Source organism: Rathayibacter sp. VKM Ac-2805, from assembly GCF_009834265.1.
GTDB lineage: Bacteria > Actinomycetota > Actinomycetes > Actinomycetales > Microbacteriaceae > Rathayibacter.
In genome coordinates this window covers 3,246,710-3,268,010 of sequence record NZ_CP047185.1, presented here as the reverse complement: position 1 = coordinate 3,268,010, position 21,301 = coordinate 3,246,710, and the positions used below count along the sequence as shown (strand labels likewise).

The window sequence follows — 21,301 nt, the reverse complement described above, 5'->3', positions numbered from 1 at the left end:
GGGTGCCGCGGGGCCTGGTCGCCGCGGCGCTGGTCGTCGGCGGGCTGCTCGCGCTGGCGCTCTCGGTCGGCGTCGCGGTGACCCTCGGCCCGGCCGACGTCTCGCTCGTGAACGTGCGCGACATCCTCCTCAACCACCTCGGGCTCGCCTCCGTCCCGGTGCGTGCGGCCGAGGACGCGATCGTCTGGCAGGAGCGCCTCCCGCGCGCACTCGTGGCCGCGGCCTGCGGGGCGGGGCTCGGCGTGTGCGGAGTGATCCTGCAGTCGCTGCTGCGCAATCCACTCGCCGACCCGTTCGTGCTGGGCGTCTCCTCCGGAGCGTCCACGGGCGCGGTGCTCGTCGGCGTGCTCGGGGTCGGCGGAGGAGTGGTCGGGCTCTCCGGAGGCGCCTTCGTCGGCGCGCTGGTCGCCTTCGGCTTCGTGCTGCTGCTCACGCGGTTCTCGGCGGGCGGCACCTCCGGCGTGATCCTGGCGGGGGTGGCGAGCACGCAGCTGTTCTCGGCGCTGACCTCGCTGATCGTGTTCGCGCTCGCCGACTCGGACGAGACGCGCGGCGTGATGTTCTGGCTGCTCGGCTCCCTCGAGGGCATGCGCTGGGACGACGCGGCGCTGAGCGGGGGCGTCGTGCTGCTCGGCTCCGTGGTCTGCCTCGCCGCGGCGCGCACGCTCGACGCGTTCGCCTTCGGGGAGGACGTGGCCGCGTCGCTCGGCGTGCACGTGGGCCGCACCCGCCTCCTCCTGCTGGTGGTGACGGCCCTGCTGACGGCGACCCTGGTGAGCATCGCCGGCGCGATCGGCTTCGTGGGGCTGGTGCTGCCGCACGCCGCGCGACTCGTGTTCGGGCAGCGGCACTCGCGGGTGATCCCGGCGACGATCCTGCTCGGCGCGGTGTTCCTGGTGTGGGTCGACGCAGGGTCGCGGGTGGCGTTCGCGCCGACTCCGCTGCCGGTGGGGGTCGGCACGGCACTCGTCGGCGTGCCGGTGTTCATGCTGCTGCTCCTGCGGCGGAGGGGCCGCTCGTGACGCTCGAGGCCGACCGGGTCTCGTGGCGCCGGGGCGGCCGCCTGGTGGTCGACGGGGTCTCGCTCCGCCCCGCTCCCGGCTCGACCGTGGGACTGCTCGGGCCCAACGGCTCGGGCAAGTCGTCGCTGCTGCGGCTGCTGCAGGGCACCGCGGCTCCGGACGCCGGCGTCGTCACCCTCGACGGCGCGCCGCTCCGCTCGCTCCGCCGCCGCGAGGTCGCCCGGGCCGTGGCCACGGTGACGCAGCAGGCCGAGACGGAGGCGGACCTCCCCGTCCGCGACGTCGTCCGGCTGGGGCGCACCCCGCACCGCTCCCTCCTGGGCGGGGACACGGCCGAGGACCTGAGCGCGATCGATCGCGCCCTCGAGCAGGTGGGCCTCGAGGCGAAGGCCGACGACCTCTGGCACACCCTCTCGGGCGGCGAGCGGCAGCGCGCGCACATCGCCCGGGCGCTCGCGCAGGAGCCGCGCGAGCTGCTGCTGGACGAGCCGACCAACCACCTCGACATCCGCCATCAGCTGGAGCTGCTGGCCCTGGTGCGGGCGCTGCCGGTGACCACGGTCGTCGCGCTGCACGACCTCAACCTCGCGGCCCTCTTCTGCGACGCGCTGCTGGTGCTGCGCGAGGGGCGCGTGGTCGCGGGCGGCACCCCGGAGGAGGTGCTCACCCCGGCGCTGATCGCGGACGTCTACGGGGTGCGCGCCCGCGTGATCGTCGACGCCGGACGGCCGCACGTGCTGTTCGACTCCTGATTCCGCTGCCGCATCCTGACCCCACTGCCAGACGATCGTCGATCAGTCAACGGTCTCGTCCGTAGTGAGGAGCGCGTTCTACCGTCGGTGAACCGGCTTCGAGACCTCACAGGAGAGGTCCCCCTCGCGCTGGGCGAGGTGCTCTCCTGACGGAGGGCGATGGACGTGCCGGTGACGACGAGGGGAGTCGAGAGATGTCCAGAGACGACGTGGCACCGGGGCGGTTCGCGCGGTTCGTGAAGTGGGTCAACAAGGCCGACGGCTGGGAGCCGCAGTACCTGCGCGGGCGGGTCGTGGCCAAGAAGGACGGCGAGTGGATCGTCGCGGTCGACGGCGAGGAGCGCCGGATCGTGAAGAAGGAGTGGAGCGTCTACCGCTGACCCTCGGGGAGGACTCGTGATGCTGCCCGACCGGCGCACTCCCGAGATCAGAGAGGCGCGTCCCGGAGTCTTCGTGCTCGAGCTGCGCCGCACCCGCCGCCGGCCCGCCGAGGAGCTGGGCGTCCTGATCCGCACGGGCACGACCTGGACGGTGCTGGGGCCGGACGGGGTGCGGGCGGACGTGACGAGCTTCCACGAGGCCGTGGAGGCCCTGCGCGAGTAGCGGGCGCTGACGTGCCCGCACCCGTTCGGGCGTGTCGACGACCGTCCCGGGCACCTCGGCGCAGCGCCCCCGCCCGGTCAGGTGTCGAGCAGCGCGGCTCCCACGGCCTCCCGGCTGAAGGGCACGGAGTAGGCCATCAGGGCGCCGGCCTGCGCGTCGCGGAAGATCCGCTGCACGGGGGAGCGCGCGAGGTAGGCGCCTCCGCCGCCGACCGAGAGCGCGAGCGCGGCGGCCTTCTTCGCGAGCTCGTTGGCGAGCATCTTGGCCTCGGTCGCCGCGTCGCGCGCCGACGGGTCCCTCTGATCGGCGAGCCACGCGGTGCTCTCGGCGAGGAGTCGTCCTGCTCGCAGCTCGGCGGCGACCGCGCCGGTCTCCGAGCGCACCCACGGAGCCTCGGCGAGCGGCGCGGCGCCGGGAGTCCGCACGCGCTGTGCTCCGGCCACCAGCGCATCGAGCGCCGCCTCCGCGATGCCGATCGAGAGCGCGGGGAAGCCGATGGTGATCAGGTTCGCGTAGTCGGCCGGCGGCGGCCCGCAGCGACGCGAGGCGGACAGGAGCGTGCCCTCGAACGCGACGGCACGGCTGCGGGTCGCCCGCATCCCCATCGTCGCATCCAGCGGAGGGAGGGACACGGTCTCGTCGCGGGTGACGCCGAAGAAGGCCGGCCCCCCGTCGATCCGCACGTTCACGAGGAAGTGCTCGGCCGCCTCCGCACCGGAGACGAACAGCTTCCGGCCGGTGAGGGACCAGCCGCCGTCCACGGACGGCGCGTCCTGGTGCGAGTTCAGGAAGTGGTTGCCGCCGGCCGCCTCGGACAGCGCGTTCGCGAAGCGCGCTCCCCGGCGCAGCTCCGCGGCGAAGAAGGACGCCTCCTCGGGCGAGGACTGCATCACCAGGGCGTGCGCCGCCCCGAGGTGCATCAGCCACACGGCCGCGACGGCGGGGTGAGCGGAGGCGAGCAGCCGGACGGTGTGCGCCAGCGCCGCGTAGGAGAGGGCCTCGCCGCCGTGCTCGCGTGGGAGGAAGGCCGCGTCGAGCCCGCTCGCGGAGAGTGCGCGCAGGTGCTGCAGCGGCAGCTCGCCCGAGGCGTCGTCCGACTCCGCGGTCGCCCCGCACTCGGCCGCGATCGTCGCCGCGACCTCCAGCCACCGCCGTTCGGACTCGGGCGGAGCGAAGGGGGAGGGTCGAGCGTGCATCGCGACTCCGTTCGTGGGGGAGGGGTCAGAACTGGTACCGCGCGGTCGAGAAGACCTGCGGGGGCCGGACGGTGCGCATGATCGAGTACGAGACCAGCCCGGGATGGTGGAGCTCGCGCGCGTGGAACAGGCGGCGGCCGCTGAGGCCGACGCCCACGATGTCGAGGGTCAGGACGGCGGTGCCCGCGGGGTGCTCGAAGAGCTCGGACTCGGCCTCGCCGAGGACCTCGGCGGAGGGCGTCGTCACCTCCCAGGCGATCGCCTCGCCCCACATCTGCTTGACCGCGCTGTAGATCGAGTCCCCGAGGTCGACGTCCGCGCGGGGGTAGGGGAGCGGCATGGTGCCGAAGGAGAGCATGGCCACCTCGCCGTCGGCGCGCCACCGCTTCACGATCCGGGCGGCGGGCTGCTCGGCCGGAGTGCGCAGCAGATCCGCGCTCGGCTTGGGCAGGGCGACGGTCGACACCTCCAGGACCTCGACGCTGCTGTCGTAGCCGTGCTGCTGGAGCAGGAGGCTGTACTCGAGCTGGTCCTCGAAGCGCACGCTCAACCGCGTCGCGACGGGATCCACCTCGGTCGCCGCACCCTGGCGTCGCAGGACGATGCCCTGCTGCTCCAGCGAGGCCAGCACATCGCGCACCTGCTTGCGGCTCACGCCGAGCGTCTCGGCGATCTCGACCTCTCCGCGCAGGGTCGCCCCCGCCGCCGCCGCGTCGCGGACGAACCTCAGGACGCCCGCGAGCACCCTCCTGTTGTCGGTCGTCATCCCGTCCCCGCCTTCTCCGCGGACGATTCTGCCCGCTCCTGGGGACTCGCGGGCGCGGGCCGTGCGCGGCCGAGGTGCCGCAGCCGGCGCCGCGACGTCACGACGAGGACGAGGAGGGTCACGACGTAGGGCAGCGACTGGTAGACCTCGCTCGGCAGGGTCAGGGCGGTGGACTGCGCGAGCAGGGCGAAGCTCTGGAGGAACGCGAACAGCAGCGCGCCCAGAGCGATCCCGAGCGGACGGCTGCGGCCCATGATCACCACGGCCAGGACGATGTACCCGCGTCCGGCCGTGATGTCCGGGGCGAAGGAGCCGATGGTGCCGACCGTGATCGCCGCACCGCCGAGCCCTGCGAGAGTCCCTCCGACGAGGAACGCCGCGGCACCGGTCCGCTGCACCCGCACCCCGCGCAGCGCCGCCGAGGCGGGGTCGGCGCCGACGGCGCGCACGGCGAGCCCGAAGCGGGTCGAGCGCATCACCCACCAGGCGACCACGAGGAGGACCGCCGCGAGGTAGACCAGGGGGCTCTGCACGAAGAGCGCCGGGCCCACGAGCGGGAGGTCCGCGAGCGGCCCGAGGGGGACTCGGGGCAGGGTCTCGACGGTCACGTTCGTCGTGCCGGCCGGCACCCAGAGCTGGAAGAGGTACGTGCTGAGCCCGAGGCCGAGCATCGTGACGGCGAGCCCGATGACCAGCTCGTTCGCGCGCAGCCGGAGCACGACGACGTTCATCACGGCGGCGAGGAGGAGGCCGACCCCCGCCCCCGCGGCGAGCCCGGCGACCGGCCCGGCGGCACTGCCCGCCCAGACCCCCGCGAACGCGCCGAGGATCATCATCCCCTCGATGCCGAGGTTGATCCGCCCGGCGCGCTCCACGACGCCCTCGCCGATGCCCGCGAGCACGAGCGGAGAGGCCAGGACGAGAGTCCCGGCGAGGATCGACAGCCACAGGTCGACGCTCATCGCCCGCTCCCCTCTCGCTCGGCCTCGACGACGGTGCCGGCGATCCCCTCGCCGGGCGGCTCGACGATCCCGGACTCCGGCTCGGCGGGCGCCACGACCGGGCGGCGCTGGTAGGCCGCGATGCAGGCGACTCCGATCAGAAGGACTCCCTTGACGACCTCGGCGATCGAGGACGGCACGGTGCCGGTCGCGGACTGCATGCCGACCGCACCGGCGGTCAGCGCCGAGAAGAAGAGCGCCGCGACGACGACGCCGACCGGGGCGAGGCCGCCGAGCAGCGCGACCGCGAGCCCCGAGAAGCCGACTCCGCCGGACACGGAGTTCAGCAGGCGCTCGTTGACTCCCGCGACCTGGATCCAGCCGACCGCTCCGGCCCCCGCTCCCGAGACGAGCATCGTCGAGTAGAGGGTCCGCGCCCGCGAGGAGCCCAGCCTCAGCGCCAGGGTCGGCCGCTCCGCGAACACGCGCAGGCGTGCGCTGCTCGCGGTACGGAGCCACAGCATCAGGAGGACTGCGACGACGAGGACGATCACCAGCCCCCAGTGCGCGCGGGTGCCCGGCAGGAGGATCGGCAGGGCCGCCGCCTCCGGCAGCTTCGCGCTCTGCGGCGTCGCCGTGGCCTCTCCGCTGGAGAGCCAGGTCCGCAGGGTGAAGCCGAGGAAGCCGGCCGCGATGTAGTTGAGCAGCAGAGTGCTGAGGATCTCGTTGACGCGCCAGCGCACGGCGAGGAACGCGGGGAGGAGCGCGGTCGCGGCGCCTCCTGCCGCTCCCGCGAGCAGGCCGGCGAGCCAGAGCACCGGCCCGGGCGCTGCTCCGCCGGTGAGGGAGTCGACGCCGAGGGTCGCCGCCGTCGCCGCGATCGCTCCCATCACGATCTGCCCCTCGGCGCCGACCGAGAAGACGCCGGCCCGGAGGGCCGGGACGAGCGTCAGGGCGACCACGCCGACCGGGACGGCGCCGACGAGCACCTCGCCGACGCGGTACGGGGAGGAGGAGACGCCCTCGACGAGTCCCCGCAGGCCGACCAGCGGGTCTGCTCCCGCGAACAGGATGAGCGCCGCGGCCACCGCGACGACGGCCAGCACGACGATCGCGCCGAGCAGCCAGCGCCGGCGGTCCAGGCCGTTCACCGGTGCCCGCCCTCGTGGGCGCAGCGGTCGGCGGGCCCGGGCAGCAGCACGTCGACGAAGGCCTGGGTCGGAGTGTCGATGAGCCCGAGCTCGGTGATGCCGAGATCGGGGACGACGTAGAGGCCGACGAAGGACAGGACGATGTAGGGGGACGGGATCGTGCAGCCCAGCGCGTGCGTCGCGGCGTGTCCGCGGCGCAGGGCCTCGGCGGTCTCCTCGAAGGGCGCGGCGCTCATCATGCCGCCGACCTCCAGGGGGACCCGCGCGAGGACCTCCCCGTCGGCGACGGTGACGAAGCCTCCGTGCATCCGCCGCAGCTCCTCGACGGCCGCCAGCATGTCGGCGTCGTTCGCGCCGACGACCGCGACGTTCATGTTCGGGCAGTTCATCGTGATCGCGATCGCACCGCGGCGCAGCCCGAACCCCTTCACGAAGCCGATGCCGGCCAGGGCCTCGCCGTGGTGGCGGTCGATCACGGCGACCTTGAGCACGTCCTGCGCGGTGTCGGACTGCACCAGGCCGTCCGAGACGGGCAGCTCCGCATCGAACGCCCGCTTGAAGTAGCCCTTGTGCATCTCCATCGCCCGCACCCGCACGCGCTCAGGACCTTCCTCGGGCGCGGGCAGGGCCAGGAGCCCGGGATCGAGGACCTCGGGGAGCCGGACGGTGCCGGCGGTCCAGTCGGGGACCGTGTCAGTGTTCTCGAACAGAGCGACTCCGTCCCGCGCGGCCACGCGGCCCCCCATCACGACGACGCTCGGGCGCACCTCGGCGAGGTCGGGGATCACCTGCAGATCCGCCAGACGCGACGGAGCGATCAGGCCGAGGATCTGGTCGAGCCGGTAGTACCCGGCGGGCTGCGTCGTCGCCATCCGGTAGGCCAGCTGCGGGTCGACCCCGAAGCGGATCGCCTGGCGCACGTGGTGGTCGATGTGCCCTTCCTCGTGCAGGTCGAGGACGTGCTTGTCGTCCGCGCAGAAGCACAGGCTCCGCAGGGCGGGCGCGATCCGGTCGAGATCGGAGAAGAGAGGGACGGTGTTGTCGGTGAGGGAGGCGCCCATCACGGTGATCATCGCTCCGAGACGCACGCGCTCGAGCACCTCCTCGACGGTGGCGGAGTTGTGGTCGTCGCCGACCCCCGCCGCGAGGTAGCCCCACAGCGACTCCTGCGTCTGCGCTGCGGTGTGGCCGGTGATCCTCCGACCGGCCGCGAGCGCGGCGGCGAAGCGCGCGGTCGACACCTCGCCGTAGTCGAAGGGGTTGCCCTCGCCGAGACTCGTGGTCACGTCGTCCAGGAGCCGGGCGTGGACGGTCTCCTCGGGGATGACGGCGCCGCCGCGCTCGAGCACCTGCGAGGCGGGGGTGGTCGGGGAGACCTGCTGGAAGATCCGCAGCGGCGTCGTCGTCCGCGTGAGCAGATCCATGCCAGGCGGTCCCCAGACGTTGGCGGCGCCGTTCGGATCCGTCAGGACCGTCCCGGTGCCGCGCGCCACGCTGAGGCGCGCGAGCTCTCCCGGAGTGAGGTTGGTGTACTCGATGTGCAGGTGCGCGTCGAGGAACGCGGGGACGACGTGGGCGCCCCGCGCGTCGATCTCCTCGCCGCCCTCGGCGACGTGGCCCCACGGGGTCAGTGCCGCGATGTGCCGGCCCGCCACGAGCACGTCGCACTCCAGCCACTCCTCGGTGCCGGGGGACTGCACGAGCCCGCCGCGCACGATCAGATCGGGGCGCTCGGCGCCCACGGCCACGGCGCGCAGCCGGCCGAGCTCGGCGGCGGTCGGGAGGAGGTCGGAGCGGTCGGTCATCGGGGGTCTCCTTCGGAGGTGGTCGAGAGGCCGGCCATCGCGCGGCCGAGACGGGCGGTGTCGGCCTCGGCGACCGGCAGATCGGCGACGACGCGGCCCGCGAACATCACCAGGACCCGGTCGGCCACGGCGAGCACCTCCTCCAGGTCGTGGGAGGCGACGATCACGGCGGCCCCGCCGTCGGCGAGCCCGGTCAGGCGGGAGCGGATCGCCTGCGACGCGCGGAGGTCGAGCCCCTGCGTCGGGCCGTGCGCGAGGACGGCCCGGGGCGAGCCGCCGAGCTCGCGGGCCGCGAGCAGCTTCTGCTGGTTGCCTCCGGAGAGGCCCCCGGCGGGCAGCCGCGGGTCGGCGGGGCGGACGTCGAAGGCCTCCAGGAGGTCGGCGGCGGCCGGTGCGTCGCCGGAGCGCGGGGCGCCGACCGCGCTGCGGTAGACGGCGAGGTTCTCCGCCAGGGTCATCCGGGGCACGATCGCGTCGCCGCGCTCCTCGGGCATCCAGGCGAGCCCGGCGTTCAGCAGGTCGACGGCGGAGGCGCCGGGCGCCGCACCGGCCATCCGCACCGTGCCCTCGTCGGGTCGGACGACGCCGCTGAGGACGTCCAGGAGGAGGTTCTGGCCGCTGCCGGCGACGCCCGCGATCCCGACGACCTCCCCCGCACGCACGGAGAGGGTCACTCGGTCGAGATCCGCATCCCTCGTCGAGGTGGCCACGAGGCCGGAGCACTCGAGGACCGGGTCCCCCGGCGCGCGGCGGGCGCGGGGCGCGGGAGCCGGGAGGTCGCCGACCATCAGGCGTGCGATCTGCGGGGCGTCGAGTCCCTCGGCGCTGCCGCGGTGCACGAGCGCGCCGTGCGAGAGGACCGTGATGTCGTCCGCCACGTCCCGCACCTCCTCGAGCCGGTGGGTGATCAGCACGATCGCGGTGCCGAGAGCGCAGAGGGAGCGCAGATGCGCGATCAGCCCGCCGACCTCGAGCGGGCCCAGGCTCGCGGTCGGCTCGTCGAGGATCAGGGTGTGCGCTCCCTCCGCGAGGGCGACGACGATCTCCCCGAGCTGCCGGTGCGCCTGCGGCAGCGAGCCGGTCGGCGCGTCGAGATCGACCTGCACTCCGGCGCGCTCGAGCGTCGCGGCGAGAAGGGCCCGGGCCGAGCGCCGGCGCACGAGCGCTCGGCGCCCCACCACGAGGTAGTTCTCGACCAGGCTCAGCTCGCCGACGAGGCTCAGCTGCTGCGGCACGAGGTCCACGCCGCGCGCTTTCGCGCCGGCGCGATCGCGGGGGGCGTAGGGCGCGCCGTCGAGCAGGAGGGTGCCCGAGTCCGGGCGTTCGAGTCCCGCGAGGACGCGGGCGAGCGTCGACTTGCCCGCGCCGTTCTCGCCGACGAGGGCGTGCACGGCGCCCGGCCGCACCGTGATGCCCACGTCGGTCAAGGCCCGGACGCGCCCGAAGCTCTTCGAGACGCCCCGCGCCTCCAGGACGCCGCTGCTCATGGCCGGTCCGTCCTCAGCCGTCGATGCTCACGGAGCCGTCGGACAGACCCGCGATCAGCTGCTCGACCTTGTCGCCGGTGTCGGCGGGGACCTCGCCGTCGACGGTGTTGACGTCCTGGTACGAGATGCCGCCGTTCTCGACCGTGGAGGTCACGCCCTTGTCCCCGAAGCCGCCCGCGGCGACCTCTTCCACCCAGGCCTTGACGATGGGGTACATGTCGAGGTCGACGGTCGAGACGTTGGTCGCGAGGGCGGCGTCGCCGGCGGCGGGCGAGACGCCCACGCTGAGCACGCCGGCCTCCGAGGCCGCGGAGCCGACGCCGGTCGCGATGCCGTCGCCCGTCGTGTAGACGAGGTCCGCGCCCTGCCCGATCAGACCGGTGGTCGCGGCGGCCGCCGCCTGGGCGTCGTCGAAGCTGCCGGCGTAGACCACGGGGAGGAGGGTGGCCGAGGGGTTCGCCGCGGCGACCCCCTTCTGGAAGTAGGAGTCGGTCGCCGTGACGAAGTCGAGCTCCAGGCTCTCGACGCGGCCGATCGAGGAGGCGCCGGTCAGTCCTGCGATGTAGCCCGAGAGGTAGCCGACCTGGGGGGTGCTGTAGGTCCAGGTCTCGACGTTCGCGGTGTGCTTGTCGAGGATGTCGGTGCCGCCCGAGGCGGTGAAGTGCACGTCGGGGAACTGCTCGGCCACCGAGAAGACGGCGTCGCCGAGCTCGATGCCGTGGCCGATGATCAGGTCGTAGCCCTGGCTCGCGAAGTCGGCGATCACGGGCTCGCTCGCCGCGGGGTCCGACATCTGGTCGCGCAGCTCGTACTCGATCAGGCCCTCGCTCTGCAGCTTCGCGAGCGCATCGCTGAGCGCCTGGTTGAAGGCGCCGTCGGTGGTCGTGCCGGGGGTGAGGGCCCCCACCTTGATCACCCGGGGGCCGTCGGAGGAGCCCGCGGCGTCGGAGCCGGACGAGGCGGCGGAGGAGCAGCCCGCGAGGGTGAGCGTCGCGGCGGTGAGGGCGAGGAGGGAGCGGAGAGGGCCGGCGGTTCGTCTGGTCATGGCGGGGCCTTTCGGAGGAGGGGGTGGGGTGAGGCGGGGTGGGGTCGTCGGGGTCGGCCGACGCCGTCGGGGTCAGCCGGCGCTGTCGGTCAGGCCGGCGGCGAGCGTCGCGCCGACGAAGGCGCTGCTGTCCTCGGACCAGTGCCCGAGCAGGGCGCCGGTCGCGATCGAGAAGCAGGGGCTGAGGCCGGGGACGACCGGCGGATGGTCGGGGTGGAGCACCTCGTCCGGGAGGCACACCACGCGGTGGCCGTGGAGCGTCCGGCCGGTGCCAGTGTCGGGCAGACCCCCGCGCGCAGCGGTCGCGAGCAGAGCCGCCTGCGACAGGAAGCCGCGGAGCCCGGTGTCGTCCGAGCACTGCGCCGAGCCGGGGCAGCCCTCGATCCAGCGGATCCTGCCGTCGCCGGCGAGCTCCACCGCGCTCCGCTGGGTGCCCAGAGCGCTGTCGCCCTGGGCGACGACCTCGATCGTGAGGGCGAAGTCGCGGCCGACGCGCGTGGAGGTGATGTGCTCGACGTAGAGCGGCTCGGACTTGGTGCCGGAGACGGAGTAGGAGTCGGGCCAGGCGGCGACGAGCGGTGCGAGCGCGACCGGGGCGCCGTCGCTCCACTCCGGCTCCGCGGGGGAGGCGGGCGCGGTGCCCGCCACGGCGAGCACGCAGATCCCGGCGAGCAGGCCCGCGCCCAGCGGCGTCCGGCGCCTCACGACGGTCCGCCCTCGTCGGGAGCGGCGACGAGGGCGTCGAGCTCGGCGAGGAGGGAGCGCTTCAGGTCGTCCTCGGCGAAGGAGGCGTGGATCGAGTCGGCCGCGAAGCCGACCAGGCGGGCGTGGTCGAAGCCGAAGACGGCGGCGGTCACCGCCCAGTCCTGGTCGAGGGTGCTCGCGAGGGGCGCGGGGTCGTCGGTGTTGACGGTGACGCGCACCCCGGCCTCGACCAGGCGCGGCAGCGGGTGCGACTCCCAGTCGGGGTAGAGGCCGAGCGTCACGTTCGAGCGCGGGCAGAGATCGAGCGCGATGCCCTCGTCGACGAGGCGCTGCACGAGCACCGGATCCTCGATCGAGCGCACACCGTGGTCGATCCGCTCGGCGTGCAGCTGGTCGAGCGCGTCCCAGACCCCCTCCGGCCCGCTGGACTCTCCCGCGTGGACGGTCCGGCGGAGGCCGGCCGCCTCGGCTGCGCGGAACGCGGGCCGGAACTTCTCGCCGGTGAGCCCGGTGACCTTCTCGTCGCCGTCGATGCTCAGCGCGACGACTCGGGCGGGGCGCGCCCGCCGCAGTGCGTCGACGAGCGCCTCCGCCTCGAGCGCAGTCTGCGAGCGCAGGAGCGAGCACGCGATGCTCACCACGCAGAGCCCGTCCTGCTCCGCCTCGTCCAGGCCGGACGCGAGGGCCGCGAGCAGCTCGGTCTCGCGCCCCCGCCAGGCGTTCCAGTGCGTCGGGTTCACGATGACGTCGGAGTAGCGGATGCCGGACGCGGTCTGCCGGGCGGCGAAGGAGTAGGCGACGCGGGCGGCCTGCTCGGCGGTGCGCACCAGGCCGCACTGCCAGTCGAGGTAGCGGAGGAACCCGCTGAGCCCGGCGCCGCCGACTCCGCCCGCGGTTCCTCCTGTGGTGACCTCGGGGCGCTCGAACGAGTCGTGAGTGCCGATGTCGAACAGGGTGGCCGCAGGTCCCGGCAGCGGCACTCCGCTCTCCTTGGCCAGGGAGAGGATCTCGCCCAGGCCGAACGTGCCCTCGAGGTGCACGTGCACCTCCGCCTTCGGCAGCAGGCGGACGGCCTCCTCGTCGACCCGCTGCTCCCGGCCGGTCCCCGCGGGGACGGAGGCGGGGGGAGCGGTGAGGGAGGAGGGCATGCTGGCTCCGGTCGGCGAGGGGGCGGGTCGGTCCGCAGGGGACGTGGTGAGCACGTTACGGAACGCCGGCCAGTTGTGAACAAGTGTGTCCGGAGAAGTTCGAAGCCTGTAATGACGGCGTAACAATCCGCGACACGGCGGCTCGAGTAGGCTCCCCCTCGACGTCGGATCGACGACTTGTACACAGGCGGAGGACACGATGACCGAGCTCAGCACCGACGACCTCGCGTTCCTGCGCCGGAGCATCTCCGCCGCCGAGCGCTCCCGTGCCGAGGGCAGGCACCCCTTCGCCGCCCTGGTGGTCGACGCCGCCGGCCGCGTCGTCGCCGAGGCCGGCAACAACTCCCTCCCGCCGGAGGGCGATCCCACGCAGCACGCCGAGCTGCGCGCGGTCGCCGCCGCGTTCCGCGAGCTCGGGGCCGAGGGGATGCCGGGCAGCACCCTCTACACGAGCGCGGAGCCCTGCGCGATGTGCTCGGGCGCCGTCTACTGGACCGGCGTGGACCGCGTGGTCTACGCCCTCTCGGAGCACCGCCTCCTGGGGCTCACGGGCGACCACCCCGAGAACCCGACCTTCTCGCTCCCGTGCCGCGAGGTGTTCGCCCGCGGGCAGCGCTCCATCGTCGTCTCGGGTCCGCACCTCGAGGAGGAGGCCTCCAGCGCGCACCTCGGCTTCTGGGAGTAGCCCCGCCTGCGCCCTCGCGCTGAGGTGCCCGAGATGGTCGCCCGCTCCGGCGTGTCGCCGACCGTCTCGGGCACCCCAGCGCTGCGTCAGCGCGCTCACGAAGGCCTCCTCGTCGACGAGGTCACTGTTTCGAGACGAATCCTCGCCTCCGGAGACTTCTCAGCGAGGGCCGCGGCAGGGTGAGTCGCCGACCGGCCGCCGGCGGACCGAGCCGGGCAGGGCACGAGGGAGCAGGACGGGCGCACATGACGGACGAGGTCGAGGATCGAGAGCTGCTCCGACGGCTCGCCGGCAGCGGAGGGGAGGCCGCGATGCGGGCGCTGTACGACCGCCACGCGCCGGCGGTGTTCCGGCTGGTGGGCAGCCGGGTGACGGATGCCGCGGCCGTCGACGACGTGGTGCAGGAGGCGTTCGTCGTGCTCTGGAGGAAACGCGACCTGGTGAGGATCGCGGGCGACTCGCTTCTGCCGTGGCTGATGGTGACCGCACGGAACCTGACCATGAACGAGATCCGAGCGGGCTCTCGGAGGCCGCTCGCGAGCGGGGCGGACGTGCTCGACGGGCCCACTGTCGACGGGCCGGAGCGAGCGGCCGAGGTGGCCGCGCTGCTCCGATCGGTCGACGCCGTCGTGGCCACGCTCCCCGAGCTCGACCGGAGGGTCTACGCGGCATGCCTCGAGCGCGGGCTGGGCTACGACGAGGCCGCCGCCGAACTGGACGTGACCACCTCGGTTGTCCGCAACAGACTCTCCCGCCTCCGCCGGAGGATCCGGGACGACGACTACGTGAGAGGTGCCCTGTGAACACGGACGACTACCCCGGACGCGATCGCGCGCTGCTCGTCCGAGAGCGTGTGCTCGGGAGAGTGCGGGACCACCGCCGAGCGATCCGTCGTCGCCGCACCGTGGTCGCGGTGACCGGCACCCTCGCCGGGGGCGTGCTCCTCGCAGCGGCTGCCGCGGTGCTCACTCCCCCTGCTCTCACGCAGATCGGGGCGCGGTGCTATCCGACCGCCTCCCTCGAGGCAGGTGTCCGAGGCGCTGGAGGACCGGTGGACACCGGCCTGGTGGGGGAGGTGTCCGAGTCCCTCCTCGACCAGGACGGGCGGCCCCTGGAGGAGGGTGCACCCCTGTCGGCGGAGACCGCGGTCGGTCTCTGCGCCGGCGTCTGGGAGGACGGCGGCTTCGAGCTCGACCGCGCCGCGGCGAACGCGGCTGCGGAGCAGGGGGTGCGCAGGCCCGTTCCGCCGCTGGTGGCCTGCCGTCAGGGTGACGGCCTGGCGGTGGTGCTGCCCGGTGAGGCGAGCGACTCGGACGTGATGTGCGACTCCGTCGGGCTCGCCGCCGCCGAGTGAGCCGCTCGCGCCCTACAGCTGGCGGCCCGGGCGCTGCAGGCCCACGACGGTGACGGTGAGGGTCGCGGAGGTGCTCTGCGCGGCGGACGGCGCGGACTCCGACAGGCGCACGGTCAGGCGGAGGTGGTCGGTCGCTCCGACGGCCAGAGCTGGGGAGCCGGGCAGGTCGAGGCGGGAGGCGGCGGGGCGGTCGGCCGACACGGTGGTGACGGTGCCGGGGCAGGTCGCGGCGTCGGCCGACCAGGACAGCGAGCAGCGCTCGATCGCGAGCTGCAGGCCGTCCGAGAGGTCGGTGCCGGTGGCCGTCTGCAGCTGGAGGGCCGACATCGGCAGGGTCCCGGCGTTCGTCAGGTCGAGGAGGCGCCGGGCCGTGCCGCCGGGGACGAGTCCCGCGACGGGGACCGGCACGGTCGTCGCTCCGGTGCCGGTGAACGTCGCGATGACGGTGCCGGAAGCGACCCGCGCGCTCACGGAGCCCCGGTCCAGGAGCACGGCGGTCGCGGTGGCGGCGGCGCCGAGGACGAGCGCGCCGGCGACGAGTCCGGCGAGGCCGGCGCGGGAGACCACGCGGCGGCGGACCTCGGGGGAGTGGCGCGGGGCTCCGCGGTCGCGGGAGGACGGCCGGGCGCTGTGCCGCCCGTGCTCAGCGGGCGGACGCAGGGGCTCCGGGGGCGGCGTGCCGTCCGACGAGCGGTGCGCGCCGCTCATGGGGCGACCTCCGCGGGGCGGCGCCAGATGGCGATCAGGAGCGCGCCCACGATGACCGCGCCGCCCGCGGCGAAGAGCGCGAACCGCGCCTCCGGGTGGGCGAGGCCGATGCTCGGCCAGCCCAGCAGCGGCACCACCGAGCTCTCGCGCCAGATCCGCTCGTCCGCGATCGTCACGATCCACGGGTCGGCCGACTCGTTGTTGTCGCCCTTGGTGGTGAGCGCCAGCTGGCCGGGCTCGCGGCCGCGGAGGGCCGCAGCCTCCTCCTCGGAGTAGACGAGGGTGACGCGGTGGATGACGCGGCGGCCCGGATCGTCCGGGTCGGTGAAGACGATCACGTCGCCGGCGCGGATCGCGGCCTGGTCGACGGGCAGGGTGACGGCGAGGGAGCCGACGGGCATCCCGGGCGCCATCGAGTTCGACAGCACCGGCACGAGCCGCACGAGACCGAGCGCGGAGAGGACGAAGACGGCGATGCCGGCGACGGCCACGATCGTGACCAGTCCGCCGAGGAGAGCGCGGAGGGCCTTCACGCCTGCTCCCTCCGGTGACGACGGCGCGCGGCCGCGGCGAGCAGGGCGCCCGAGCCGAGGGCGAGCATCCCGCCCAGGAGCGCAGCGCCCAGGTCGCGGCCGGTGACGGCCAGCCCGCCGCCCGCCGCTCCGGGGAAGGAGCCGGGGCCGGGCGTCGCGGAGGGATCCTCCTCCGTCGTGCCCACGAGCACCCGCAGCGACGCCGCCGCGAGCTCGGTCCCGTTGCCGGCCGACTCCGGGAACAGGACGCGGACGCGCACCCCCGCGGTGGCCCCGCGCTCGAGCGGACGGACACCGTCGAGCCGTCCGAGCGTCGCCGCGGGCCCGGATCCGAGCGGCACAGCGTCGTCGGGGCAGAGGTAGCGCTCGACCGTGCGCCCCCCGTCGACGACCTCGGCGACGGTGAACGCCGAGTCGCAGAGCTCGACGGACAGCTGGAGGCCGTCGCGCGGGTCCTGCGCCAGCGTCCCTCCGTCGACCGCGAAGGCCACGGAGACCCCCTGCGGCGACAGGCCGGTGCTGGTCACCTCGACCGCCCACTCGGCGCGGTCGCCCGGAGCGAGGTCGGTGAGGGATCCGGGTGCCGAGAGCTCGCGCACGTCGAGCACGCCGACGGGCTCGGCGCTCGCCGCGGGCGCGAGGAGCACCGCCGCGAGGACGGCGACGAGCGCACGGGCGTGGGGCATGGGGACGACTCCGGGAGGAAAGGGGGATGCCTCCGCCCCGCGCCGGTGGCGGCCGGGCAGGGCGGAGGCGGTGGGGGACGGTCTACTTCTGGATGCCGGCGCGCTGGATCGCGGCGGCGGTGAAGGTGACCGTGGCGGAGGCGTTCTCGTACGCGTTGTCGGCCGCGGTCGGCAGGACGAGCTCGATCAGCGTGTTCAGCGTCACGTCACCGGCGTCCGAGGGGAAGGTCCCGGTCGCGGTGGGGGTGATGCCGAAGTTCGCCGGGGTGAAGTTCGCCGCGTTGGCGACTCCGCCGATGGTCGAGAGCTTGCCGGTGCCGGTGACGGTCTGCGTGCCCGCGCAGGTGTAGGGGCCGGCCTCCGCGGGAGCGGCGGCGGGGACCCAGGCGGTGGAGCAGGTCAGCAGGCGGTAGTCGAGGCCGTTCGTGCCGGTGACGAGAGACGCGCCCTGGCGGCCCGGGTCGGTGGCGTCCGTGCCGACGACGTCGTTGGTGACGTCCTGGTAGAAGCGCACCGACGAGACGAGGTCCCCGTCGTTGGTCGCGTTCGGCAGCACGAGGCTGATCGGGCGCTGGACGGTGTCGCCGGGCGCGATGTTCGCGACCGTGAACGCTCCGGTCACCGAGATGTCGGTCTGGCCGGCGTCGACGTTGCCGACGGCGGTCCCGGAGTCGGTGAACACGGCGAAGGCGCCGGCGCCGGCGAGGGCTCCCGCGGCGAGGAGGACGCCGCCGGTGAGGGCGATCTTCTTCCAGGGGCTGCGACGGGTGGGTGCTGTGGTGGTCATGGCGACCGTTCCTTTCTGGTGGGTGGTGCCCGGTGCGGGCGTGGTCTCCCTCACGAGGACACGTGCAGGACGAGAGGGGTGTCGGCGGGGAGGCATCAGCAGCCTCCGGCGGTGGTGACGGCCGGCTGGGCGACGGCGATCGAGGCGGCGGACGCGACTCCGAGCCAGCGCTGCAGGTCCGGGCGGACCCGCCACTGGTAGCTGCGGCCCTCGCCGACGCGGTCGTCGGTGAAGCTCGTCGCGGAGGCGGCGGGCGCCGCGATCACGGTCCAGGGGCCGGGCGTCGTCCCCGCGAGGCGGCGCTCGAGGGTCCAGCCGGTCGCTCCGGCGGCGGCCGACCAGCTCACGAGGGTGCTCGGCCGACCGGCCGTGCAGCTCGCGACGGGCGTGGCGACCACGGAGGAGCTGGTCCAGGCGCCGAGCCCGACCGCTCCGCTCGTGCTGCCGGTGCCGGAGAATCCGCGCCGGACGAGGGGAGCGGGATCGACCCAGACCGTGATCGTGCCGCCCGCTGTGAGCGCGCCGTCCGTGACCGTGTACGCGATCGTCGCGCTCCCGGTCCAGCCGTCGGCCGCGGGCGTGTAGGTGCACGTGGATCCGGAGCAGGAGAAGGTGCCGCGCAGCCCGGCCGAGACGCTCGTGCCGACCAGGGCGAGGGTCGTGCCCGGGTCCTCGTCGGTGTCGTTCGCGAGCGGAGCGACGGTGACGGCGGGGCCGCCGGCTGTCGCGACCACACGGTCGGGTCGGGCGACCGGCGCGCGGTTCAGCGCGGTGACGGTGACCGTGACCCGCACGTTCCAGGTGCCGTACTGGCCCGAGAGGGAGTAGTCGAAGACGTCGGTGCCGACGAAGGCGGCGATCGGGCGGTAGGTGCACTGGCCGCGGGTCGCTCCGCTCGCGACGCAGGAGACGGACCCCTGCACGGGAGTGGCGGGGGCGGGGGTCGCCGCGCCTCCGATCGCCTTCGGGGTCGCCGAGAGCTGAGCGCGCGAGAAGGTCGCGCCGGTCGCGGCGGGCCCGTCGTTCGCGAGCACGTCGATCACGACCGATCCGCCCTGCACGACCGTCGCGGCGTCGGCGGCAGGATCGGGGATCACCGAGATGCTCACCGAGGCGGTGCGGGTGAACGCCCCGCCGGTCGGGCCGGTCGCCGTCGCCGTGGCGGTGTTGGCGATCGTGCCGGCGGTGACGTCGGCGGCGGTGGTCGTGTAGGCGGCGGTCGCGGTGACGACCTGGCCGGGCAGCAGTCGTCCGGAAGTGCCCGGCCAGGAGTAGGTGAGAGCGGAGAGCCCGCTCTTGGGGTCGCTGATCGCGACCGCGGTGAGGGTGGTGGTGCCGGTGTTGGACGCGCGGAAGGTGTAGGTCACCACGGTGCCGGCGGCGCTGATGAAGGCGGGGTTCGCGGTCTTGGTGAGCGCGAGGTCGTTCGTGCGGGCGATCGTCACCGTCCGCGAGGCGGTGGCCGTGACGGCGGCGCCCGTCGGAGGGGTGCCGGTCGCGGTCGCGGTGTTGAGGACCTGGCCCGCGTCGACGTCGGCCTGCGTGAGCGTGTACGAGGCGGTCGCGGTGACCGACTGGCCGATCTCCAGGCGCCCGGCGGTCCCCGGCCAGGAGTAGGCGAGCGCGGAGAGCCCGCTCTTGGGGTCGCTGACGGCGACGGAGTCCAGCCCGGTGTTGCCGGTGTTGGTGGCCGTGAAGCTGTAGGAGACGGTCGAGCCGGCACCGGCCCCGGTCGGGACCGTGCCGTTCTTCGTCAGCGAGATCGAGGGCGCGTAGCGGATCGGCGTGGTGGCTGTGGACGTCGCGGTGACCGTCGCGGGAGTGGCGGCCAGGGTGCGGCCGGAGACGGTGGCCGTGTTGGTGACGGCCGTGTTCTTGTCGATGTCGGTCTGCAGCACCGTGTACGCCGCCGAGGTGAAGGTGGCGCTCGCTCCGGGGGCCAGCTGCGTCGAGGCGGGCGTGATGCCGGAGACCTTGAGGTCGGCGACGGCGACCGTCTGCAGTGTGACGTTGCCGGAGTTGAGGGCGAGGAAGGAGTAGCGGATCTGCTCTCCGGCGTCGGCCTGGGCGTTGCCGTTCGTGTCGGTGAGCAGGGCGGTCTTGGTGAGGGTCAGAGCGGGAGCCGGGGCGGCGATGGGGGCGGTGACGGTGGCGGTCCTGCTGGTGACGGTCGTCGTCGTCTCGCCGGTCGCGGTCCGTGTGGCCGAGGCCGTCGCCGTGTTGACGAGGGAGCCGGCCACCGCCTCTGCGGCCGTGACCGTATGGGATCCCGTGCAGATCGTGGAGGCGAGCGGAGCGAGCGTCGTGGCCGCGCAGGTGATCGTCGCGACCTTCGGATCGGTGACGACGATCCCGCTGAGGGACGCCTTGATCGAGCCGTTCGTCACGACGAACTGGTAGGGGATCGCAGCGCCCTCGGTGTAGGCGGAGGGCTGCGCGGTGGTGCGGTCGATCTGCTTGACGAGGGTGATGTCGTCGAGCGTGTTGATGGACGAGACGGAGACGTTCCGGATCAGGTGGGTGTCGAACGAACCTCCCGTGGAGGCGGTGAAGCCGAGCTTGTACGTGGACGGAGCTGCGGTCGGCATCGTGAACTGCATCACCTGCGCGAGTGAGGCGGCCGCCAGGCCTGCGGTGGAGCCGTAGTAGACAGTCACCACCGGCGTGGCCGCTGCCGACACCGTGATGCGGATGGTGCGTCCGTTCGACGCCGGCGGATTCGTCGGGTCCCCCAGGTTGACGGTCGGGCGCAGGGACTGCAGAGTTCCGGGCGACGCTCTCTGGATGAAGCAGTAGCCGGTCCTCCCGTCGCCGGGTCCGCGCGCGACGATCCGGTTGGCGAGCGCCCCGGGAGGAGCGGTGGGGCAGCCCGCTCCCAGCCCGTTCGCCGTGCTCGAGAAGTTCCCGTAGGCGTCCAGTCCGATCCCGAGGTAGCCGCCGCTGACACCGTCGCTGGTCGAGGACTGCCCGTATCCGAGAGAGGCGCCGGAGGCTCCCGCCGCGGTGAGGCTGCGGGAGCCGTCCGTCAGGAAGAACCCGATCCCGTCACCGCCGGTGACGTCGAGCGTGCCCTGGTACTGGTACTGGTCGAACTGCACATCGAGTCCGCCGGTGGCCGGGATCGGCCGGTTGAAGACCGCGCCTCCCTTCGAGGATCCGCGGCTGTCCGTCAGCTGCAGGAAGCCCGGATCCGTCGAGGTCGCCGGCGCCGCGTTCTTCGGGGTCACGCACGTGCCCAGCCGGGAGCTGCCGGTCGGCGGAGTCGCGGTCGCCCGGGTGAGGCACGCGGCGTCGAGCGGCTGCCAGGCCGAGTCCGCGACGCTGGTGCCGCCGAACCCCTCCTGGAGGAGGACCGTGGCCGCCGCGGCCCTCGACGCGGGCAGGACCACGAGGACGGCGGCGAGCAGGAGCAGGACGAGGCCGAGGGCGATCGAGCGGTCCTGGCTCGGTCGGGCATGCGCGTTCGACACGGATCGACCTCCCCCCGGGGCGCCTCGCCGGGCCTTCCGGATGGAGCGGGATCACGATAGGTCGCGGCTCGGAGTCGCCCTGTCCCCCTGAGACGGGACGTGGGCGGCGGACGACGGACCCTCGATCCGGTCGGCACTCAGAAGGGGGAGAGCAGGCGCTGAACCAGCGATCAGGTCGTGCTCAGATAACGAGACTCATCCGGGGGTCTCCCGCGAGAGTGTTGACGTGCGCATGGCCCTCGCTCCGGGCGCAACGCGGCCCGGATCCGTGCCAGCCCCGTGCCGCCCCGGAGTCCCGCCACCGGGACGTTGCAGTTCCGCCCCCGTGGCGGGCATCTCCAGAGCAGTGGCGCGAGATAGCGCTCTCACCAGGACCTTCTCCGGATCGCTCCGCCGCTCGACGCCAGGTGGGAGCGCCGCCGCGGGTGTCCCTGAAGCGGGTCTGGTGGTCGCGCGG

At 74.0% G+C, this 21,301-nt stretch carries 21 protein-coding genes; 7 read left to right on the top strand and 14 right to left on the bottom strand.

Annotated features, from left to right (window positions below):
- Nucleotides 1-2 precede the first annotated feature (2 nt).
- From GSU40_RS15290 to GSU40_RS15275, 4 genes are all read left to right on the top strand, one after another.
- Entirely contained in the window at nt 3-1,022 is a 1,020-nt protein-coding gene (locus GSU40_RS15290; protein WP_244229682.1) for an iron chelate uptake ABC transporter family permease subunit, read from the top strand.
- Entirely contained in the window at nt 1,019-1,774 is a 756-nt protein-coding gene (locus tag GSU40_RS15285; RefSeq protein WP_160035658.1) for an ABC transporter ATP-binding protein, read from the top strand. The genes GSU40_RS15290 and GSU40_RS15285 overlap by 4 nt, the downstream gene beginning before the upstream one ends.
- Nucleotides 1,775-1,968: 194 nt before the next feature.
- On the top strand, nt 1,969-2,154 hold the full coding sequence (locus GSU40_RS15280; RefSeq protein WP_104223398.1) for a hypothetical protein: 186 nt from the start codon (nt 1,969-1,971) through the stop codon (nt 2,152-2,154).
- A gap of 16 nt (nt 2,155-2,170) precedes the next feature.
- Nucleotides 2,171-2,377 carry a hypothetical protein gene (locus GSU40_RS15275; RefSeq protein ID WP_160035656.1) on the top strand — a complete coding sequence of 69 codons (207 nt, stop codon included), beginning with the start codon at nt 2,171-2,173 and terminating at the stop codon, nt 2,375-2,377.
- 77 nt (nt 2,378-2,454) lie between these two features.
- On the opposite strand, the gene GSU40_RS15270 is transcribed toward GSU40_RS15275, so the two are convergent.
- The 9 genes from GSU40_RS15270 to add form a co-directional block, all read right to left on the bottom strand.
- A complete protein-coding gene (locus GSU40_RS15270) occupies nt 2,455-3,573 on the bottom strand; it encodes an acyl-CoA dehydrogenase family protein (RefSeq protein WP_160035654.1) in 1,119 nt (372 codons plus the stop codon).
- 25 nt (nt 3,574-3,598) lie between these two features.
- Nucleotides 3,599-4,339 carry a GntR family transcriptional regulator gene (locus tag GSU40_RS15265; RefSeq protein ID WP_160035652.1) on the bottom strand — a complete coding sequence of 247 codons (741 nt, stop codon included), beginning with the start codon at nt 4,337-4,339 and terminating at the stop codon, nt 3,599-3,601.
- Nucleotides 4,336-5,301, bottom strand: coding sequence for an ABC transporter permease (locus GSU40_RS15260; protein ID WP_160035650.1), 966 nt, complete (start codon nt 5,299-5,301; stop codon nt 4,336-4,338). Before GSU40_RS15260 ends, GSU40_RS15265 begins: the two co-directional genes overlap by 4 nt.
- The gene (locus GSU40_RS15255) at nt 5,298-6,431 is read right to left on the bottom strand and encodes a hypothetical protein (protein ID WP_160035648.1); all 1,134 of its coding nucleotides are present in this window, start codon (nt 6,429-6,431) and stop codon (nt 5,298-5,300) included. The genes GSU40_RS15260 and GSU40_RS15255 overlap by 4 nt, the downstream gene beginning before the upstream one ends.
- Nucleotides 6,428-8,236: an adenine deaminase C-terminal domain-containing protein gene (locus GSU40_RS15250; RefSeq protein ID WP_104329801.1), complete on the bottom strand. Its 1,809-nt coding sequence runs from the start codon at nt 8,234-8,236 to the stop codon at nt 6,428-6,430. The genes GSU40_RS15255 and GSU40_RS15250 overlap by 4 nt, the downstream gene beginning before the upstream one ends.
- Complete coding sequence (locus tag GSU40_RS15245; RefSeq protein WP_160035646.1) at nt 8,233-9,723, bottom strand: ATP-binding cassette domain-containing protein; 1,491 nt, start codon at nt 9,721-9,723, stop codon at nt 8,233-8,235. The genes GSU40_RS15250 and GSU40_RS15245 overlap by 4 nt, the downstream gene beginning before the upstream one ends.
- A gap of 13 nt (nt 9,724-9,736) precedes the next feature.
- On the bottom strand, nt 9,737-10,768 hold the full coding sequence (locus GSU40_RS15240; protein ID WP_104329803.1) for a BMP family ABC transporter substrate-binding protein: 1,032 nt from the start codon (nt 10,766-10,768) through the stop codon (nt 9,737-9,739).
- A gap of 72 nt (nt 10,769-10,840) precedes the next feature.
- Complete coding sequence (locus GSU40_RS15235) at nt 10,841-11,473, bottom strand: hypothetical protein (RefSeq protein ID WP_104329568.1); 633 nt, start codon at nt 11,471-11,473, stop codon at nt 10,841-10,843.
- Nucleotides 11,470-12,621, bottom strand: a complete 1,152-nt coding sequence (gene add / locus GSU40_RS15230) for an adenosine deaminase (RefSeq protein ID WP_160035644.1) — start codon at nt 12,619-12,621, stop codon at nt 11,470-11,472. Before add ends, GSU40_RS15235 begins: the two co-directional genes overlap by 4 nt.
- 199 nt (nt 12,622-12,820) lie before the next feature.
- On the opposite strand from add, the gene GSU40_RS15225 reads away from it, so the two are divergent.
- The 3 genes from GSU40_RS15225 (at nt 12,821) to GSU40_RS15215 (ending at nt 14,660) form a co-directional block, all read left to right on the top strand.
- On the top strand, nt 12,821-13,306 hold the full coding sequence (locus GSU40_RS15225) for a nucleoside deaminase (RefSeq protein ID WP_104329566.1): 486 nt from the start codon (nt 12,821-12,823) through the stop codon (nt 13,304-13,306).
- 245 nt (nt 13,307-13,551) lie between these two features.
- Entirely contained in the window at nt 13,552-14,109 is a 558-nt protein-coding gene (locus GSU40_RS15220; protein WP_104329565.1) for a sigma-70 family RNA polymerase sigma factor, read from the top strand.
- 110 nt (nt 14,110-14,219) lie between these two features.
- Entirely contained in the window at nt 14,220-14,660 is a 441-nt protein-coding gene (locus GSU40_RS15215) for a hypothetical protein (RefSeq protein WP_146082171.1), read from the top strand.
- Nucleotides 14,661-14,672: 12 nt separating this feature from the next.
- Here the strand turns inward: GSU40_RS15215 and GSU40_RS15210 are convergent, their stop codons facing one another.
- The 5 genes from GSU40_RS15210 to GSU40_RS15190 all read right to left on the bottom strand — a co-directional run bounded on the left by GSU40_RS15210 (nt 14,673) and on the right by GSU40_RS15190 (nt 20,844).
- Nucleotides 14,673-15,368, bottom strand: a complete 696-nt coding sequence (locus tag GSU40_RS15210) for a peptidase (protein WP_104329563.1) — start codon at nt 15,366-15,368, stop codon at nt 14,673-14,675.
- Nucleotides 15,365-15,901 (bottom strand): signal peptidase I, encoded by a 537-nt coding sequence (locus GSU40_RS15205; protein WP_104223395.1) that lies wholly within the window; start codon nt 15,899-15,901, stop codon nt 15,365-15,367. Before GSU40_RS15205 ends, GSU40_RS15210 begins: the two co-directional genes overlap by 4 nt.
- A complete protein-coding gene (locus tag GSU40_RS15200) occupies nt 15,898-16,587 on the bottom strand; it encodes a hypothetical protein (RefSeq protein ID WP_160035642.1) in 690 nt (229 codons plus the stop codon). The genes GSU40_RS15205 and GSU40_RS15200 overlap by 4 nt, the downstream gene beginning before the upstream one ends.
- Before the next feature lie 82 nt (nt 16,588-16,669).
- Nucleotides 16,670-17,374 carry a TasA family protein gene (locus GSU40_RS15195; protein WP_160035640.1) on the bottom strand — a complete coding sequence of 235 codons (705 nt, stop codon included), beginning with the start codon at nt 17,372-17,374 and terminating at the stop codon, nt 16,670-16,672.
- Between the two features lie 95 nt (nt 17,375-17,469).
- On the bottom strand, nt 17,470-20,844 hold the full coding sequence (locus GSU40_RS15190; RefSeq protein WP_160035638.1) for an Ig-like domain-containing protein: 3,375 nt from the start codon (nt 20,842-20,844) through the stop codon (nt 17,470-17,472).
- Nucleotides 20,845-21,301 lie beyond the last annotated feature (457 nt).